This is a genomic window from Bacillus atrophaeus (genome assembly GCF_001584335.1).
GTDB lineage: Bacteria > Bacillota > Bacilli > Bacillales > Bacillaceae > Bacillus > Bacillus atrophaeus.
Window position 1 is genome coordinate 76,059 of record NZ_LSBB01000003.1, and the last position, 18,895, is coordinate 94,953.

Below are 18,895 nucleotides of genomic sequence, written 5' to 3' on the forward strand. Positions count from 1 at the left end.
AAGAAAACCCGGCTCTATTAGATGCCGGGTTTTTTTGCGGTTACGCAAACTGACAGTTCTGGTGTGATGTATTTAAATTGAATCTCTATGTCTTCAAAACCGGCCGCGTATAAATCGGCATATATCTGTTTGGCGAATGCTTTTGTTTTCTCCGGACTTGCGTCTGCTTCTCTGGGCTGCAACGAAATGGCCGTCTTGCCGCCGGGTTTTAAGGCTTGATATATATGGTTCACGCCTTTTTGCCGATCATTCCAGATGGTGTAGTTGTTAACCGAAAGCACCTTATCATAATAAGCGGAAGGGAGAGGGACTGTTTCAATGCCGCCTTTCATCAGCCGCACCGACTTCTGTTTGACCTTGCGCTCCGCCTGTTTTTTCATGACCCCCGAAGCATCAATCCCATCAATTTTTACCGTGGGCTCACGCTTCAGCATCTGCTTCAGGCTGTATCCGGGCCCGTAACCTACTTCAAGGACAACGTCATGACGTTTTAAGGTCAGCTGATCAATCGTCCATTTATTTAATGTTTTATTTTCAGCGGCCATGATGTATCCGGCAATTACGCCAATCAAACCTTTTGGCCGGCTGAACTTCTTTGAAATGGCATTAATCATCTTGTCACCGCCTTTTTGTATTATTAATCCCTCCAAACGTTTCATGTGAAACATTTTTCTGAAAAAGCATTTCCAAACTGCTCTTTTATGTTTAGACAAAGAATGCAGGAGGTAGACAGAAAAATAGCACATGAAAAAAGAGGAGGAGAAAACACATGGGAAACTATCCAAACGAATTACCGGCGCAATCACAAAATCGGCAGCCTGGAATTGAAAGCGAGATGAATCCAAGTCCCGTATATGAGTACGAAAATTATAAAGGGGCGGACAAATTAAAAGGAAAAGTCGCGCTAATTACAGGGGGCGACAGCGGAATCGGCCGCGCCGTATCTGTAGCCTATGCTAAAGAAGGCGCTGATATTGCGATCGTCTATCTTGATGAACACGGAGATGCGGAAGATACAAAAAAACGTGTAGAACAAGAAGGCGTAAAATGCCTGCTGATCCCGGGAGATGTAGGGGAAGAGGAGTTCTGTAATGAAGCTGTGGAAAAAACGGTGAATGAACTTGGGCGCCTTGACATCCTTGTAAATAACGCTGGAGAACAGCATCCGAAGCAAAACATTAAGGATATATCAAGCGAACAGCTGCACAGAACATTCAAAACCAATTTTTATTCACAATTTTATTTGACTAAAAAAGCAATCGACTACCTTAAACCGGGAAGTGCGATCATAAATACAACATCTATTAACCCATACAGAGGAAATCCGCAGCTTATTGATTACACGGCGACTAAAGGCGCAATCAATGCCTTTACAAGAACGATGGCTCAAGCGCTCGTTCAAGATGGAATCCGTGTAAACGCAGTAGCACCGGGTCCTATTTGGACACCGTTAATTCCGGCTACATTCCCGGATGAAACTGTCGCCAAATTCGGACAAAACACACCGATGGGCCGTCCTGGACAACCGGTTGAGCACGTGGGCTGCTATGTTCTGCTTGCTTCAGATGAATCTTCCTATATGACAGGTCAGACGCTCCATGTTAACGGCGGCGACTTTGTGACGACATAATAGGGAGTGATGAGTGTGAAGGTAACAAAGGAAGACGTAAACAGCTATTATAAAAAAGCGGGAATTATTTTGACAGATGATGAAGTTGACCAAATCCAAATCATGGACTACGGATTAGGAAAGCTTGATAAAGCCGGGCTGCAGCTTTTTATCTACGTCAATACGGACCGATACTGTTCAAAGGAACTGGTGCTGTTCCCGGGACAGACTTGCCCGGAACACCGCCATCCGCCTGTGAACGGCGAGGAAGGAAAACAAGAAACCTTCCGCTGCCGCTACGGTAAAGTTTACCTTTATGTTGAGGGAGAAAAAACGGAGCTTCCGAAGGTTCTTCCGCCCCATGAAGACAGAGAGTACTATACCGTCTGGCACGAAATCGAACTGGAGGCAGGGGGGCAATACACCATTCCGCCTAATACGAAACATTGGTTTCAAGCGGGAGAAGAAGGTGCGGTCATAACCGAAATGTCTTCAACAAGCACGGACGATTACGATATATTTACGGATTCAAGAATATAAGGATGGGGCTGAAATGCCCATCCTTTTTTTATGTTCATCACTGGCTTATAAAGATGCGCGCATTCAAAGGTTTAAATTTCTCCGGAATGTGGAAAAGTAACAGCGGAGATTAAAAAAGGAGTGATTCATAATGAATCAACAAGAAATTAAACAAAAAGTGCTGGATGTACTGGATAACCATAAAGTAGGTTCACTTGCCACCGTTGAACAGGGCAAACCGCATTCCCGTTATATGACTTTTTTCCATGACGGCTTGACCATTTATACGCCGACAAGCAAAGAGACACATAAAACAGAAGAAATTGAAAACAACCCGAATGTGCATGTTTTATTAGGATATGATTGTGAGGGTTTCGGTGATGCGTACGTAGAAGTATCCGGGAAAGCTAAGCTGAACAATTCAACTGAACTAAAAGATAAGCTCTGGAACAGCAAGCTTGAACGCTGGTTTGACGGCAAGGACGATCCGAATCTGGTCATTCTTGAAATTGAACCGGCCGACATCAGATTAATGAATGCAGGCGAAAAAACATCTGTTTCATTAAATTTATCTGAATAAAGTGTTGTACTATTCAGGGCGATGTAGTATAATAAGTTGTTAAGAAAGATAAATGTGCAAATAATAAAGAAAGTAAACTTCTTTTTTCTGTTTTAAGAGAGAAGCTTTACCGCTTCCATACAGCTATGGTACAAAAAAGCTGACCTTATTCTTTTCCCTCTGACACTCGCCCCTAACGATGAGATGGAAAAAAGACTTTTTGTTTTACAATTCACACCGGCGCGGCTTCGGAGCCGCAGTGACGATTGAGAGGTAGGGCTTTCGTTGTCTTGTTATCAAGAACTTCCATGGTGTTTACTTTCGAAGATGATTCTATCGGAACAATTTTAAAGACGAATCTAAACCGTCCGACTACGGCGGAATATATAACCTTTTATTTGCGTAAGAAAAGAATAAGACAAACCGCTCGGCAACCCCGGGCGGTTTTTTTGTATTGTCTATTGATGTGAAACGCGTTTCATCCCTTATTATAATAATGTAAGCGCTTCGCAAAATGGTGCGGGAGGTTTCTGTATGAACAAAAAGAATAATATTCTTACAATTGCCGAGTCATTAAACAAGCGGCTTCAACAAGAGCCTTTGAGAGTGCTGAGTGAAGAGGATTGGGCGTTTTGGAAGGAAAACGGATATGTCGTCATCCATGACGCTGTGCCGAAAGATTACATTGAGCGCACAGCCAATCTGATTTGGGAGTTTGAAGAAAAAGATCCGGAGAACCCTTCTGATTGGTACGCGCCAGCCCGCCGTGAGATTCAAATGAAAGAATTGAAAAACACAGGTATGGTAGAGCTTTATCATCATCAATATTTGTGGGATAACCGCACACATGAGAAGGTGTACAACGCTTTTGTGGATATTTGGGGCACTGACAGGCTATGGGCGACCATTGACAGATGCAATCTCAATCTGCCGATCAAACCGGGCTATGAGTATGAAGGCTTTATCCATTGGGATGTGGATACCTCATTAGACCCGCTTCCGGTCAATGTGCAAGGCGTCTTATCCTTAGTGGATACGGATATAGAAATGGGCGGATTCCAGTGCATCCCTGAATTGTACTGCAATTTTGAGGAATGGGTGCAAACACAGCCTGCGGATCGAAATCCTTATCGGCCTGATACAGCCGGGTTTACACCGACAAAAGTCGTTACAAAAGCCGGAGATCTGCTCATCTTTAACAGCATGCTGGCCCACGGCATTCGGGCGAATCACTCGACAAAGCCGCGGCTTGCCCAGTACATTTCCATGTTTCCTGCGCAAGAACATAATGAGGCGCTGCGCGAATCAAGAATTTCTCAATGGAGCGAGCGAATTCCGCCAGACGGCGAGGCATTTCCGGGAGATCCGCGAAACTGGGAACAAGCCAAATACAGCCGAGCCGTCTTAACTGAATTAGGTGAGAAATTGCTTGGGCTTAAAAAATGGTAATGTGGTTCGAAACCTCGGCCTTCCTCAATCAGTCTAATTTGTATTAATAAGTGGAGGAAGACATAGTGGAAGTTATCACATTACAGGTATTATTCATTTTTTGTTTTTTACTGCTGATTCACTCAATTGAAACACTGGCTTATGCGACAAGGCTTTCAGGAGCGCGGGTTGGGTTTATCGCGTCCGCTCTTTCACTCTTCAATGTCATGGTCATCGTATCCAGAATGTCGAACATGGTGCAGCAGCCCTTTACAGGACATTTAATTGACGACGCCGGAAAGCATGCGCTCACGATTGTAGGAGAGCAATTCAGATTTTTGATTTTCGGATCAACAGTCGGCACTATGCTTGGAATCATTCTGTTACCGACGTTTGTCGCTATATTTTCACGGGCGATCATCCATCTTGCTGGCGGGGGAGGGTCCGTTCTGCAAGTATTTAAAAAGGGTTTGTCGATAAACGGACTAAAAAACGCCCGTTACTATTTGAGAAAACCATCTGTTTCGTATTTCAAAGGTTTTCAATTTCGCTTTATTCCAAAGCGTCTCTTTGTCATCAACATGGTGATCACTTCAATATATACGATCGGCGTGCTCTCAGCACTCTATGCCGGACTGCTCGCGCCGGAACGAAGCACGACGGCAGTGATGGCCTCCGGGCTGATAAACGGCATTGCCACAATGCTCTTAGCCGTCTTTGTCGATCCGAAAATATCCGTGCTCGCTGATGACGTGGCAAAGGGAAAACGAAGTTACACCTATTTAAAGTGGACATCGGTAACGATGGTGACCTCAAGGGTGGCGGGCACGATTCTCGCCCAGCTCATGTTTATCCCCGGCGCCTATTATATTGCGTGGATGACAAAGTGGTTTTAAAGAAGCAGCCTATCGCCAAAAGCGAAATCATTACATGACAAATGATTTCACTTTTGGCATTTTGGTTGCACGCTTTAATGTTTTCCGGCAGCTATCCAACTGTTGATTTGATTAATGATATCTAAATCAACATATTCTCTTTCATCGTAAAATGCACGAGTGTCCTGATAGACTTCGTCAGGAACCTTTTTAGCAGAAATGATCATGAGAAAAAAAGAAAAAAAGAAAAACCCTGCATTTTTAATACAGGATTTTACTCAAACTCTTAAATTTACACCTTTTAGTCTAAAAAAGATATGACATTGGATCAGACTTGCACAGAATCGGTGAAAGGGGCATTCGAAAAGGCGCCCGACGGACTCGCGGCATGCCTGACAGCCAATGCACAATCATTTATTTATAATTTCTCAATCCCCGGTCATACAAAAAGTTTCCGAATGGAACAAAAGCGGCGACGAATCCGGCGGCAGACCATTTTAATGACCATTTGACAGACAGCGTCACATAAGCCAGCACAAGCAAATACAAAACGAACAATCCGCCATGCACGGAACCGACAATCGTAACGGCAAGCGGAAGATCAGCCCAGTATTTAAGAGGCATAGCGATAAACAGCAGGATTAAGAGAGACATTCCTTCAATAAAACCCATCGTACGAAGCCTTCCGATCGGTGTTTGCAGCATAAATCGCCCTCCTTATGTACACGTTTTCACCTATACTATATACGATCAAGGGGACAAATATGACAAGTTCGGCTAATGTTCAAAAAACCTTCAATTTTAACTTACTCATCATCGAAAATATCTTTATTTTTGCGGTAGGATATGCTCAGGCTTATGAAATGAACCATGAAGTAAAAGATCGTAAACAATATGGCCAGTACAAGGGCATCAAACCAATCCTCGGAGTTCTGCGGGAATCCGGTAAAAAGGAAACTGACCGCAAGAAAAATAAGGCCGGTACAGGCGCTGACGGCGGTTATTTCCTTTCTTTTTTTCCGATAGACTCTTTTATTCGATATGTCCGGATGCTCCATGCCTGATAATAGGTAGCGAAGTAAGATATATCCTGCATATACGATAAAACCAATACCGCTCACTATATATTCAGAAGGTTCTTTGTGCAGAATTCCGCCTCTGATGATGAGATCCAAAAGCATGAGAGCAGCCACAATTAAACCAGCTTCCCCGTAGAATTGATTCATCTTCTTTTCAACGTATTCATCGGTCCGCCCGGAGGAGGCTTGTAAAAACGGAAGCTTCATTTTGTTTCAATCCCTTCTCAAAATAATTGATCCAACGTTTGATCCAAGGCTTTTGCTATTGCGATGCAAAGCTGCAATGTCGGATTATATTTGCCTTTTTCAATCAGCCCGATCGTCTGCCTGGTGACACTGACGTGAGCCGCATGCTGAGATTGGGTCCATCCTTTTTCAATCCGAGCCATTTTAACCCGATTAACCATTTACTCACTCCAATGCAATTTATATGTTGCTTTATGTAATGTATATATTATTTCGTAAAGTCAATTAATGGGAAGCGGCCTCCTTGTCTTTTTTTCAAAATCCCGCGATAATATGAACAAAAGAGCAGAAGGAAGTATGAGGCCAAATGAAACTCGACAAACTCGATCTCAGCATAATCAGAGAACTTAAAGAAGACAGCCGCCTGTCAATGAGGGAATTAGGCAGGAAAATCAAGCTGTCTCCGCCGTCGGTCACAGAGCGGGTCAGACAGCTTGAGTCCTTCGGCATCATTAAACGATATACATTGGAAGTTGATCAGAAAAAAATAGGACTTCCCATTTCCTGCATGATAGAAGCAACCGTCAAAAACGGAGATTACGAACGATTTAAAACATATATTCAATCGTTTCCGAATATAGAATTTTGCTACCGCATCGCCGGGTCTGCCTGCTATATGCTAAAAATCAACGCCGAAAGCCTTGAAGCCATTGAAGAATTCATCAATCAAACCTCACCGTACGCTCAAACCGTTACTCATGTCATTTTTTCAGAAGTTGAGATGAAAAACGAGCGCGGTTAGAGAGAGGCTGTTCCGTCTGTTATAATAAAAGGATGAGCGAGAAAGAAAGAGAAGTGATAAAGCATGTCAAAAACAGTTGTATTAGCTGAAAAACCTTCAGTCGGCCGGGATTTGGCCCGGGTGCTGAAGTGTCATAAAAAGGGAAACGGATATTTAGAAGGAGACCGATATATCGTCACTTGGGCGCTTGGCCATTTGGTGACGCTCGCTGATCCTGAGGGCTACGGCAAGGAATTTCAATCATGGCGGCTGGAAGATCTGCCGATTATTCCAGAGCCTTTAAAGCTCGTCGTGATTAAAAAAACCGGAAAACAGTTCAATGCGGTGAAAGCCCAGCTCACCCGCAAGGATGTAAGCGGCATTGTCATTGCGACAGACGCCGGACGTGAAGGAGAGCTTGTCGCCCGCTGGATCATTGAAAAAGCGCACGTTAATAAACCGATCAAACGTCTGTGGATTTCCTCAGTAACTGATAAAGCGATCAAGGACGGCTTTCAAAAACTGCGCAGCGGCAAAGAATATGAAAATCTGTATCACTCAGCCGTCGCCAGAGCGGAAGCGGATTGGATTGTCGGAATCAACGCGACCCGCGCGCTGACCACAAAATTCAACGCGCAGCTGTCATGCGGACGGGTGCAAACGCCGACACTGGCGATGATTGCGAAACGGGAAGCCGATATTCAAGCATTTACGCCGGTACCGTATTTCGGTATTCGTGCAGCGGTTGAAGGGATGACCTTAACCTGGCAGGACAAAAAAACGAAGCAAAGCAGAACATTTGACCAAGCCGTTACTAGCCGATTGCTGGACAAGCTGGAAGGTAAATCTGCAACAATTGCTGATCTGAAAAAAACAGCGAAGAAAAGTTTTGCGCCGGGTCTTTATGATTTAACTGAATTGCAAAGAGACGCGCACAAACGGTTCGGTTTTTCTGCAAAAGAGACGCTGTCGGTTTTACAAAAATTGTACGAACAGCATAAGCTTGTCACGTACCCGCGTACGGATTCACGATTTATTTCAAACGACATCGTGCCGACATTAAAGGACCGGTTGGAAGGCATGGAAGTTAAACCATATGCCCTGTACGTCACGAAAATTTTAAAACGCGGCGTCAAAGCGCATAAAGGCTTTGTGAATGATGCGAAGGTATCAGATCACCATGCCATCATTCCGACTGAAGAACCGCTTATCCCCAGCAGTCTGAGCGATAAAGAACGCAAGCTGTATGATCTGATCGCGAAGCGTTTTCTTGCCGTATTGATGCCGGCATTTGAGTATGAGGAAACAAAGGTCATTGCCGACATCGGGGGAGAAACGTTTACCGCTAAAGGAAAAACCGTTCAGTCTCAAGGCTGGAAGGCTGTTTACGATGCTTATGACGAGGAAGACGATCAAGACGAAGACAGAGACCAAACACTGCCGGCTCTTCAAAAAGGCGATAGTTTGCCAGTGCGCGCCTTGAAGGAAACAAGCGGCCAAACAAAGCCGCCTGCGCGTTTCAATGAAGGAACTCTCCTGTCCGCCATGGAAAATCCAAGCGCTTTTATGCGGGGAGATGAGAAGAATCTTGTTAAAACATTGGGCGAGACCGGCGGGTTAGGCACAGTCGCAACCCGCGCCGATATCATTGAAAAACTGTTTAACAGCTTTTTAATTGAGAAAAAGGATAAAGATATTTTCATCACCTCAAAAGGAAAACAGCTGTTACAGCTCGTTCCTGAGGATCTAAAATCACCGGCTCTTACAGGAGAGTGGGAGCAAAAACTCTCTGCCATTGCGGCAGGGAAATTGAAATCATCCGTCTTTATTAAAGAAATGAAGGCCTACGCGAACGAAACAGTGAAAGACATAAAAAACAGCAGCCAAACCTTCAGGCACGATAATGTGACGGGAACAGCCTGTCCGGAGTGCGGCAAAATGATGCTGAAAGTAAACGGCAAACGCGGCACAATGCTTGTATGCCAGGATCGGGAGTGCGGAAGCAGAAAAACAATCGCCAGAAAAACAAATGCCCGCTGTCCGAACTGCCACAAGAAGCTGGAGCTGCGCGGGCAGGGAGAAGGACAAATCTTCGCGTGCGTCTGCGGCCACCGCGAAAAACTGTCCGTTTTTGAAAAACGCAAATCTAAAGAAAAAACAGGACGCGCCTCTAAACGGGATGTATCCTCATATCTGAAACAACAAAACAAAGACGAGCCGATTAATAACGCGCTGGCGGAACAGCTGAAAAAGCTCGGTCTGGATAAATAATAAAAAAGAAACCTGCGATTGATCAGCAGGTTTCTTTTTTTAATGGTCTAAAGGCATGTTTTTCCTGTTGATCAAAAGGAAAAAAAAGCTAGTAATCTGCATTTTTTTCTTTTATAGTAAATATAATTTGCATTTTAGGTGTAAATACCCATTATTATAATAATTTGATTCTTACATTTTATTTCTCAGCCATATATAATAATCGTCTGACTGAGTTTCAGATGAAAAGGGAGATTTGCCAGTGAAGAACGTGAGCATTTTTGTCATGATCCTGTTGATTTCAATCGGACTTTCAGCGGGATGCATGAAAGCTGACCACAAGGAATCGGCGGATGTACCAAACAGCGTTCCGCTTCAGCCTGCGGAACACTTTGTCTATCAAAATCTGATGAACGAAAAGGGCTGGATTCAAACAAATTTAAAAGATCATCCCGCCTATTTATCCGAATCACTCGGCCTCTGGATGGAATTTTTACTCAGCAAAAAGGACGCCTCTCATTTTCAGGAACAATATCAGCACCTTGCCGAATCCTTTCTGATGAAAAACAATCTGATTACGTGGAAGATTGAAGACAATATACCCGCTAAGTCCAACGCTCTGATAGATGATCTCAGAATCATGCTGTGTCTGGACCAGGCGGCGGCTCTTTGGAATCACAATGAATATGCTCAAACGGCCCGGCAGATCGGCGCCGCTTTGAAAAAGCACAATATGAACAACGGCGTGTTTACTGATTTTTACGATTCCGGCTCTCAAGCAGCGGGAAAAGACGTCACCCTTTCCTATATCATGCCGGATGCGTTAGCGGTGTTAAAGAAGAACGGACTGATAGATGAAGAAACTGAACAGCGGAATCTGAACGTTCTTTATCATGCACCTCTTAAGAACGGCTTTCTGCCGAAAACGTACAACACAGAGACGGGAGAATATAAGTACGACAGTGAAGTCAATGTCATCGACCAGCTGTATGCCGCGCTGCACTTGAAAAAGGGAGATGAAAAAGCGGCAGCTGCAGCAAACTGGGTTAAGCAGGAGTTTGAAGCAAACGGAAAGCTGTACGGACGGTATTCAGCGGAAACAAAAAAGCCGGCGGTTCAATATGAATCACCGTCTGTTTACGCCTTGGCTATCCTATTTTTGGCTGAACAAAAAGAAGACACCGCCGTTATCAAGGCGTTATATGAAAAAATGACCGGGTTTGAAACCCTTGATCCGCTGAAGACACATTATGGAGGATATATGAGCGGCAATGACACGCACTCTTTCGACAATTTGCTGCCGCTTTTGGCTGAAAGGAAGCTTTTTAATGAAAATATCATTCAATGACACTCAAAAAATCTTTAGTTATATTGTTTTGCTGGCTGCGGCCCTATCCATCTTTATTTATTACGTATCGCCGCAGCAACCAGAAAGCATTCTCATCATCTGCATCACCCTGCTCGTCATTGGCGCCGGGGTATGGTTCGGCCCGGTGTACTCGCTTGTGATCACTCTCATCGTTTTGTTTATTCTCGGGAGCTTAATACTATGGTTTCAGTCCGTACAAGTCGCGATCTTTTCCGCGGCTGAAGGGCTTAAAACACTTGTGATATGGGGTGCCGCACTGCTCCTGTTTTCCTTTATTTCTGGAAGAATTCACGATCTGGCCGGAGGGCTGGGCAAGTCGGTCAAGCATCTGCAAGCCGAGATCAAGAGTTTTGTAGCGGTAGACAGAGTGACAGGCTTCGATAACAAACAGAGAATGAAGCTTGAATTATCAGAGGAAATGAAGCGCGCAGAGCGATACGGCAATTCCTTCGTCTTTTTGCTGCTACACATGCACTACTTTAAGGAATTTAAATCCTTATACGGAGAAAAAGAAACAGACCGCCTGTTTACATTCGTCAGCCGGCAAATCAGATCAAGTGTGCGGGAAACGGATAAAAAATTCCGTCCCTCTGAGGAACGGTTCGGTATTGTGCTCACGCATACGCCGGCAGAACACATGCCGGCCGTTTTGAAAAAATTAAAAACACAATTGGACACTTATCGGCTGCAAAACGGAAAATACGTATCATTAACCTTTCATGTGTGCTTCTTGCCTTATCGAGAAGACTTAAAAACCGTTGAACAATTTTTAGAAGAACTGGAAAACGAGATGATGATGAATGAACTATAACGTAATACGACTGCTGTGTGCCGCGGCGCTTCTGGTATCGTCTGCTTATTTTCCAAGCCGGGCTGAGGCGAAGCAACAAAACGGGATTCTGATCATCTACTCAAGTGTAGACGGAAAAGAGTCAGCAAATGTCAAAAAACTCGATTTGCTGGCCGGGCATTTTTCCTCCCATGTCACTGTGCGCAAGGATACAGATGTCAAAGCATCGGACATGGCAGATAAAGACCGTGTGATCTATTACGGACAAACAAAAAGAAAGCTTAATCAAAAGCTTGTTGCTCTTATCAATGATAGGAAAGAGCCGCTGATCAGCCTCGGTTATAACGCGGAGCAGTTCAGCCGATTTGCTCATCTGAGTCTGAAACGCAAGGAAAACGTATATCAGATTCACAGCAATCAAGAGAAAACCGGCCTCTCATTGGAGAACGGGCTTAACGTGCTGGATGTATCGGGTTTGAAAGGACAGGCGTTGGTTACCTATAAATCATCTGACGGACAGACACATCCTTTTATCTGGAAAACGAAAACGTCAGACTATTATATCGGCCTGACTGATTTATTAAACGACAATTTGATTACGGCGAAGCAGCTTAGAGAAGCCTTCGGTGAAACTCCGGGCAGCACCTTGCTCTACCTGCGGCTTGAGGATATCAGCCCGATGTCGGATGAAAAATTGCTGCTTCAGGCAGGTTCCTTTCTGTCTAAAAGAAACATCCCATTTGTTATGTCCGTTATTCCGGTATATCTGAATCCGGAAACAGGCGACAAGGTCTATCTGTCTGACAAGCCTAAGATGGTCAAAGTTTTAAAAAAACTGCAAAGTATGGGAGGCAGCGTGATCGTTCACGGATACACCCATGCCTATCGGTACAGTGAAACCGGGGAAGGCTTCGAATTTTGGGATGCTAAGGCAGATCAGCCGATTACAGAGGAAAACGCGGAAGACACGCCTGCCGTACTGGAAAAAGAGCAGAATTTCCCGAATGAAACGGCGTATCAAAGCTATCTCCGGCCGTACCGGGACAACGAAAACACATATACAAAAACAAAGCTGAAGCTTGCCATTGAGGATTTAACAGCGTCCGGCCTGTACCCATTGTCCTTTGAAGCGCCTCACTATACGATGTCTGAGCAAGGCTACAAGATTGCTTCAGACTATTTCTCGAGCATATTCGGACAGGTGCAGCTCAGCGATACGACGTGGAAAACATCCGGCACCGCTCCGTTTCTGACAACGCCGAGCATGCTTCACGGGATGACACTGTATCCTGAGACCATTGGATTTGTCGACACGTCTGACCAAAACCCCCTCGGTGATATAGAGGATCACATTTCCCGGATGATTAATTTTGAAGGCGGGGTTGCCGGAGGATTTTATCATCCGTATCTCGGCATGAAGTATCTGCCCGAGCTTGTGGATCAAATGGAGCGTATTCCGAACGGTGAATGGCTTGATTTAAAGAAAACAAAACAGACTGTTAAAACGGACAAAGTCAAGATCACCACAAACGGAGACGGCACCATCCATGTGGAAAACAAGCTTAACTTCTTTACGGAGTTCGTTAAACATCACCAGCAAAGCCCGCTGGAAAAGGCCTTGTGGATTCTCTCGGCCGTGGTGCTTTTATTTGTTGTCATGTTTGTCATGTATACCTTTTATTTAAGAGCCACATTGAAAAAACGAATCTTTAAGGAGAGAAGAAACCTTGGGTAATGTTCTGTTCTTTATCTCGCTAAGTTTAATATGGGTTATGCTTCTCTACCACATGTTTCTGATGCAGGGCGGATTTCGCCACTACATGACCTTTGAGCGGAATATCCCGAAGTGGAGAGAAAACATGAAGGAGCTTCCGAAGGTCAGCGTCCTGATACCCGCCCATAATGAAGAGGTTGTGATCAGGCAGACGCTAAAAGCCATGGTCAACCTCTATTATCCGAAGGACCGTCTGGAAATTATCGTGGTAAACGACAATTCATCGGACCGGACGGGTGATATCGTCAATGAATTTTCGAGACAATATGATTTTATCAAAATGGTCGTCACCAAACCCCCGAACGCCGGAAAGGGAAAATCCTCAGCGCTTAATTCCGGTTTTGCTGAATCAAACGGTGATGTGATCTGTGTATATGACGCTGATAATACGCCGGAAAAAATGGCGGTGTATTACCTTGTCCTCGGCTTAATGAATGATCAGCAGGCAGGAGCGGTTGTAGGGAAATTCCGCGTCATCAATGCGGCGAAAACACTGCTGACGAAGTTTATCAACATTGAGACCATTTGTTTTCAGTGGATGGCACAGGGCGGAAGATGGAAATGGTTTAAAATCGCGACAATACCGGGCACCAATTTTGCTATCAGAAGAAGCATTATCGAAAAGCTTGGCGGCTGGGATGACAAAGCGCTGGCGGAGGATACTGAACTCACTATCCGCGTCTATAACCTCGGCTATCATATTCGCTTTTTCCCTGCGGCGGTCACATGGGAGCAAGAACCGGAAACGTGGAAGGTCTGGTGGCGTCAGCGGACAAGATGGGCGCGCGGCAATCAGTATGTCGTACTGAAATTTTTGGCGCGATTTTTCAGGCTGAAACGAAAACGAATTATCTTTGATTTGTTTTATTTTTTCTTTACGTATTTCTTATTTTTCTTTGGCGTCATTATGTCAAATACGATTTTTGTTGTGAATTTATTTTATGATTTACACCTGTCAGTCGGATTGTTGGCGATGATTTTGTGGATACTTGCCTTTTTCTTATTTATGACGGAGGTTATGATCACGCTAAGCATCGAAAAAACAGAAATGAACAGGCAAAACGTGTTCATCGTGTTTCTGATGTATTTTACATACTCACAAGCATGGATTGTGCTCGTTATCTATTCATTATTTGTTGAGATTAAACATCGGCTGTTCAGACAGGAAGTAAAATGGTACAAAACCGAACGATATAACCAAAATAAAAGCGGGTGACCTTTTTGAAAAAAGCAATCGTATTATGTACAGCCTTTATGCTGATCGCAATGGAGGGCCGTGCGGCTGCCGCGTCCCAAGAGCTGCAGGTCGACAGTTCCATTTTAGGAAAAGGAGACCGTGCTGAGGCCAAGCAGCAGGCGCTCACAAGTGATCTGATTACACTGTACGGATCAAGAGACAGCTCCGAATTGACTTACCAAATTCCGGCGGGTGCGTCTTCTGAAAACCAGCAGCTGGTCATCGAGTATGAGACCTCTGACTTATTAATTTCCCCATCCTCTTTAACCGTTGCCATTGATAATGAACCGGTAAAAACCTTAAAGCTTGAGGGGGTTTCAAAGCACAAGTCATTGAAGCTTTCATTGAACAAAAGCCAATCTGCGCAAGGTTATCACAGCGTGTCATTGAATTTTTACGGCGTACTGAAAGAGGGCGTTTGTGTCAGGCAGGATACGTCGGGCAACTGGATCAAAATATATCCCGACAGCCGTCTGATGCTTGCTGAAAACAGTAAATCAAAGGGCGCGACACTTGATCATTTTCCTTATCCCTTTGCCCAATCAGGAAATACTGATGAAGAAACGGCGATTGTCATCCCGGACAAGCCGAGTTCTGCGGAGATTGAAGCAGCCGTCAAAACAGAGGGCTATCTCAAATCTACAGACAGCAAGATCAACATCACCTATCTCAATGAATCAGAAGCGAAACAAATAAATAAACCGACCATTTTCATAGGAACTGATCAACATTGGAACGGCAAGGTAAAACAGCTTCTTGAACAAGCCGGCTTGAAACCGGAAGGAAAAAAGCTTCTGCTGGCTGAAAGAATACTGAAAGCAAAGGATAAGCAGCAGCCTGTTCTGTTTGTAACGGCAAAATCAGATCATGTGATGGCTGATAAAATCAGTGTTATCACCGATCAAACATACACATCACAGCTGAGCGGCGAAACCTTAATGATAGACAAGCTGCAAAACAATAAACAAACAGCGGACAATGAGCTGACACTGGCGAATTTTGGCGCGGATGATATCACCATCGGATCTGCGAATACATCATCACCGCACTACTTTTACCCAACAACAGCCGTTTACGATAAAGATCAATCGGCAAAACTGTCGCTTAAGCTGAAAAAATCTGAAACCATTCAAAAAGCGGAAACAAGAAGCGGCACAGCCGAATTGAAAGTCATGATTAACGGACAGCCGCATTCTGTCAGACTTGATGAGTTAGGCAAAGAAGATAAAGCCGGCTATTATCACGTCTCACTGAAAGTCGATCCAAAGCTGGTGCAGAAGAACCGCTACATAGATATACAATTTGTGGCGACAGGATTAAAACAAAACAACCCGTGTATAGATACGGATGAAGAGAAATGGCTTTTTATTGATAAAAGCAGCACGCTGTCATTCCCTGTAAGCGAAACAGCGGCAACAGCCGATTTTCAAGCATGGCCGCTTCCTTACGCCGGAGACCGGAACAATCCGACGCTGATCATCCTTCCTGACGGCGTAAGTGTGTCAAAACTGAAAGAATTGTCGCTGCTTACAGACTCATTTGGCAGCGACGCCCAGCAAGCCTTCACGATAAAAACATCATCAGAAGTACAGGGGAAAGATGTAAAAGGCCGCCATCTCATTTTTGTCGGCGGCGTGAACCAATTCCCGCTTCTGAAGGGGCAAGCGTCAACCCTTACCGTTCCATCGGATAAAAACGGAACGTATGATGTATCGGGCTTCGATATGCTGAATGAAACGACAAAACAAGTCGCGTTTACACAAACATCTTTATGGGATTCAGGTTACAGCATGGCCGTTTTTGCCCCTTTATCGGGGAAAGGCGCATCAATCACAAAAGAAATGATCAGTTCTCTGGACAGCAACAATGACACAGCGACTGTTATCAATGAAACAAGCAGCCAGCAGATATTCACAAACCACCAGCAGCTGCAATCAAAAAATAATGATTCTGAAACAGAAAAAGCAGGCCAAGACAAACAGCCGGACCTTTTGTATATCAGCCTATTGGCTGCCATCATCGTCATAGCCGCAATCTTGATATGGTATACGGCACGGCGAAGAAAGAGAAAAAATGACAGAGGGCGGGACGAATCATAAAAAGAGGCGAATCAGCCTCTTTTTTTTATGACCATTCACGGCTTCTTATGGATTGCTGCCTGTATAATATGAAAATGTCACAAAAATGGATTAGTTATTCCAGTTTTGGTACAAGAAATTTTATTCTTCATTCTAGCCATTTTCCCTCTTTACAACCCGTCATAACGGGAGTATGATCTCTCTTATAAAACATATCGCTTAATCTGTTAAACAGAGCGGGGGACCCATTTCGGCGGCATTTTGCCGCTTGGGGTGAATCCTTTTTAGGTAGGGCTAACTCTCATAGGCCCGAATCCGACAGCTAACCTCGTAAGCGTTCATGAGAGGAGATGAATGAAACCTGTGTTCGATTTATAGCACAGGGGCATCCGTTTGCCTCTGTGTTTTTTGCTGTTTTCTTTTATCGAATGGTAAATAAGACAGAGATATGATTGCCAAAAGGGACTTAGAATGTGGGACTGTTCATTTTAAAAGGTAAAGGGGAAGAAGATACTCATGTTACATTCAATCAAACGATTTTTGATTGGAAAACCGTTAAAATCACAATCAGCCGGAGAACAAAAATTGACAAAGCTAAAAGCGCTGGCCATGCTCTCATCAGATGCTTTATCATCGGTTGCTTACGGAACGGAACAAATATTGATTATTTTGGCTGCGGTCAGTGCGGCCGCATTCTGGTACTCAGTGCCGATTGCCGCTGGTGTTCTTATTTTGCTTCTGGCGTTGATTCTTTCATACAGACAGATTATATACGCGTATCCGCAGGGCGGAGGCGCGTATATGGTCTCAAAAGAAAATCTCGGAGAAAAACCGGGCCTGATCGCAGGCGGATCACTGCTTGTCGATTACATTTTAACGGTTGCGGTCAGCATTTCCGCGGGAACAGACGCGATTACCTCGGCGTTTCCCGGATTGCATGATTATCATTTGCCGATTGCTGTTTTGCTTGTCATCGTTATCATGATTTTGAATTTGCGGGGCTTGTCCGAGTCGGCATCCATTCTGGCCTATCCAGTTTACCTGTTTGTAGTGGCACTCATCATCTTGATCGCGGTCGGCTCGTATAAGCTCGCGACCGGCCAAATCGACACTGCCCACCATACGCCGATCGGCACGCCGGTCGCCGGAATTACACTGTTCTTATTACTAAAAGCTTTTTCATCCGGCTGTTCGGCTCTTACAGGTGTGGAGGCCATTTCAAACGCGATTCCGGCATTTAAAAATCCGTCAGCTAAAAACGCGGCCAAAACGCTGGCAATGATGGGGATTTTGCTTGCTGTTCTGTTTACCGGCATTACGCTGCTCGCATTCGGATACGGAACAGCGCCGAAACCGAACGAAACGGTTATCTCTCAAATCGCCGCAGAAACATTTGGCCGAAACAGTTTTTATTATGTTATACAAGGCGTCACGTCGCTAATTTTAATTCTTGCGGCAAATACGGGTTTTTCCGCTTTTCCGCAGCTTGCCTTTAACTTGGCGAGAGATCAGTATATGCCGCGCATGTTTACGGTAAGAGGAGACCGTTTAGGATTTTCAAACGGCATTATCTTTCTCGGCGTTGCGTCGATCCTGCTCATTCTGTTATTTGGCGGACAGACCGAACATTTAATTCCTTTATACGCAGTGGGCGTATTTATTCCATTCACTTTGTCGCAAACGGGCATGTGCGTCAAATGGATCAGGCAAAAACCGAAAGGCTGGGCGGGTAAAATGATGATCAATGCCGCCGGCGCCGCGATTTCTTTTATGGTGCTGTCGATATTGTTCGTGACGAAGTTCTATCTTGTTTGGCCCGTGCTTATATTCATGCCGCCGGTTGTTCTGTTGTTTTTTGCGATCAAAAATCATTATACTTCTGTCGGCGAACAGCTGCGCATCGTCAATAAACCGGCAGAGGAAATTAAAGGAACGGTTGTTATCGTGCCGATCGCCGGTGTCACAACCGTAGTGGAAAAATCAATTCAATATGCGAAATCCTTATCAGACCAAGTGATCGCCGTGCACGTTTCATTCGATAAAGAACATGAGAAAAAAGTAGAAAAACGCTGGGAAGAGCTCAACAACGGAGTCCGCCTCGTCACGCTCCACTCTTCATACAGAAGTCTGGTGCATCCATTCGATAAGTTTCTGGAAACGGTAGAAGCCAAAGCGAGAAAGCGTCAATTTTCCGTTATGGTGCTGTTTCCGCAATTTATCACAAAAAAACGCTGGCATACGATTCTGCACAACCAATCAGCCTTCCTGCTGAGAGTCCGGCTGTTCTGGAAAAAAGATATCATCGTCGCTACATTGCCTTATCATTTTAAGAAATAAATGACGAAAGAGACCGGGGATCAC

General features: G+C 44.6%; 17 protein-coding genes, 1 pseudogene and 1 riboswitch. Of the genes and pseudogenes, 13 read left to right on the plus strand and 5 right to left on the minus strand.

The window, feature by feature from the left end:
• Positions 1-17: 17 nt before the first annotated feature.
• Entirely contained in the window at positions 18-614 is a 597-nt protein-coding gene (locus AXI57_RS06355) for a class I SAM-dependent methyltransferase (RefSeq protein WP_061669589.1), read from the minus strand.
• A 155-nt stretch (positions 615-769) separates the two neighbouring features.
• Between AXI57_RS06355 and AXI57_RS06360 the strand changes: the two genes are divergently transcribed.
• The 5 genes from AXI57_RS06360 (at position 770) to AXI57_RS06380 (ending at position 5,011) form a co-directional block, all read left to right on the plus strand.
• The gene (locus AXI57_RS06360) at positions 770-1,630 is read left to right on the plus strand and encodes an SDR family oxidoreductase (RefSeq protein WP_061669590.1); all 861 of its coding nucleotides are present in this window, start codon (positions 770-772) and stop codon (positions 1,628-1,630) included.
• Positions 1,631-1,645: 15 nt separating this feature from the next.
• Positions 1,646-2,149 (plus strand): D-lyxose ketol-isomerase, encoded by a 504-nt coding sequence (gene lyxE, locus AXI57_RS06365; RefSeq protein ID WP_061669591.1) that lies wholly within the window; start codon positions 1,646-1,648, stop codon positions 2,147-2,149.
• A gap of 130 nt (positions 2,150-2,279) precedes the next feature.
• A complete protein-coding gene (locus AXI57_RS06370; RefSeq protein WP_004430373.1) occupies positions 2,280-2,708 on the plus strand; it encodes a pyridoxamine 5'-phosphate oxidase family protein in 429 nt (142 codons plus the stop codon).
• Positions 2,709-3,221: 513 nt separating this feature from the next.
• On the plus strand, positions 3,222-4,136 hold the full coding sequence (locus AXI57_RS06375) for a phytanoyl-CoA dioxygenase family protein (protein WP_061669592.1): 915 nt from the start codon (positions 3,222-3,224) through the stop codon (positions 4,134-4,136).
• A 65-nt stretch (positions 4,137-4,201) separates the two neighbouring features.
• Positions 4,202-5,011: a lipid II flippase Amj family protein gene (locus tag AXI57_RS06380; protein ID WP_004430375.1), complete on the plus strand. Its 810-nt coding sequence runs from the start codon at positions 4,202-4,204 to the stop codon at positions 5,009-5,011.
• Between the two features lie 74 nt (positions 5,012-5,085).
• Here AXI57_RS06380 and AXI57_RS21925 read toward each other — a convergent pair.
• The 4 genes and pseudogenes from AXI57_RS21925 to AXI57_RS06395 form a co-directional block, all read right to left on the minus strand.
• Positions 5,086-5,205: pseudogene (locus AXI57_RS21925) on the minus strand (hypothetical protein); the annotation flags it as partial.
• 199 nt (positions 5,206-5,404) lie between these two features.
• Positions 5,405-5,695: a DUF3817 domain-containing protein gene (locus AXI57_RS06385; protein ID WP_004430377.1), complete on the minus strand. Its 291-nt coding sequence runs from the start codon at positions 5,693-5,695 to the stop codon at positions 5,405-5,407.
• A gap of 101 nt (positions 5,696-5,796) precedes the next feature.
• Positions 5,797-6,276, minus strand: a complete 480-nt coding sequence (locus AXI57_RS06390; protein WP_061669593.1) for a DUF6773 family protein — start codon at positions 6,274-6,276, stop codon at positions 5,797-5,799.
• A 17-nt stretch (positions 6,277-6,293) separates the two neighbouring features.
• Positions 6,294-6,476 (minus strand): helix-turn-helix transcriptional regulator, encoded by a 183-nt coding sequence (locus AXI57_RS06395; RefSeq protein ID WP_061669594.1) that lies wholly within the window; start codon positions 6,474-6,476, stop codon positions 6,294-6,296.
• 146 nt (positions 6,477-6,622) lie between these two features.
• On the opposite strand from AXI57_RS06395, the gene AXI57_RS06400 reads away from it, so the two are divergent.
• From AXI57_RS06400 to AXI57_RS06435, 8 genes are all read left to right on the plus strand, one after another.
• Positions 6,623-7,057: a transcriptional regulator LrpC gene (locus AXI57_RS06400; protein WP_061669595.1), complete on the plus strand. Its 435-nt coding sequence runs from the start codon at positions 6,623-6,625 to the stop codon at positions 7,055-7,057.
• A gap of 63 nt (positions 7,058-7,120) precedes the next feature.
• Complete coding sequence (locus tag AXI57_RS06405; RefSeq protein ID WP_004430385.1) at positions 7,121-9,307, plus strand: DNA topoisomerase III; 2,187 nt, start codon at positions 7,121-7,123, stop codon at positions 9,305-9,307.
• Positions 9,308-9,548: 241 nt separating this feature from the next.
• Positions 9,549-10,634, plus strand: coding sequence for a hypothetical protein (locus AXI57_RS06410; RefSeq protein WP_061669596.1), 1,086 nt, complete (start codon positions 9,549-9,551; stop codon positions 10,632-10,634).
• Positions 10,615-11,466 carry a diguanylate cyclase domain-containing protein gene (locus tag AXI57_RS06415; RefSeq protein ID WP_004430391.1) on the plus strand — a complete coding sequence of 284 codons (852 nt, stop codon included), beginning with the start codon at positions 10,615-10,617 and terminating at the stop codon, positions 11,464-11,466. The genes AXI57_RS06410 and AXI57_RS06415 overlap by 20 nt, the downstream gene beginning before the upstream one ends.
• Before the next feature lie 10 nt (positions 11,467-11,476).
• On the plus strand, positions 11,477-13,180 hold the full coding sequence (locus AXI57_RS06420; protein WP_141292199.1) for a DUF2334 domain-containing protein: 1,704 nt from the start codon (positions 11,477-11,479) through the stop codon (positions 13,178-13,180).
• Positions 13,173-14,435, plus strand: a complete 1,263-nt coding sequence (locus AXI57_RS06425) for a glycosyltransferase family 2 protein (RefSeq protein ID WP_061669598.1) — start codon at positions 13,173-13,175, stop codon at positions 14,433-14,435. Before AXI57_RS06420 ends, AXI57_RS06425 begins: the two co-directional genes overlap by 8 nt.
• 5 nt (positions 14,436-14,440) lie before the next feature.
• The gene (locus AXI57_RS06430) at positions 14,441-16,555 is read left to right on the plus strand and encodes a cellulose biosynthesis cyclic di-GMP-binding regulatory protein BcsB (protein WP_061669599.1); all 2,115 of its coding nucleotides are present in this window, start codon (positions 14,441-14,443) and stop codon (positions 16,553-16,555) included.
• Positions 16,556-16,740: 185 nt separating this feature from the next.
• A riboswitch (cyclic di-AMP (ydaO/yuaA leader) is annotated at positions 16,741-16,886 on the plus strand.
• A 164-nt stretch (positions 16,887-17,050) separates the two neighbouring features.
• Complete coding sequence (locus tag AXI57_RS06435) at positions 17,051-18,871, plus strand: APC family permease (RefSeq protein WP_061669600.1); 1,821 nt, start codon at positions 17,051-17,053, stop codon at positions 18,869-18,871.
• Positions 18,872-18,895: the final 24 nt, after the last annotated feature.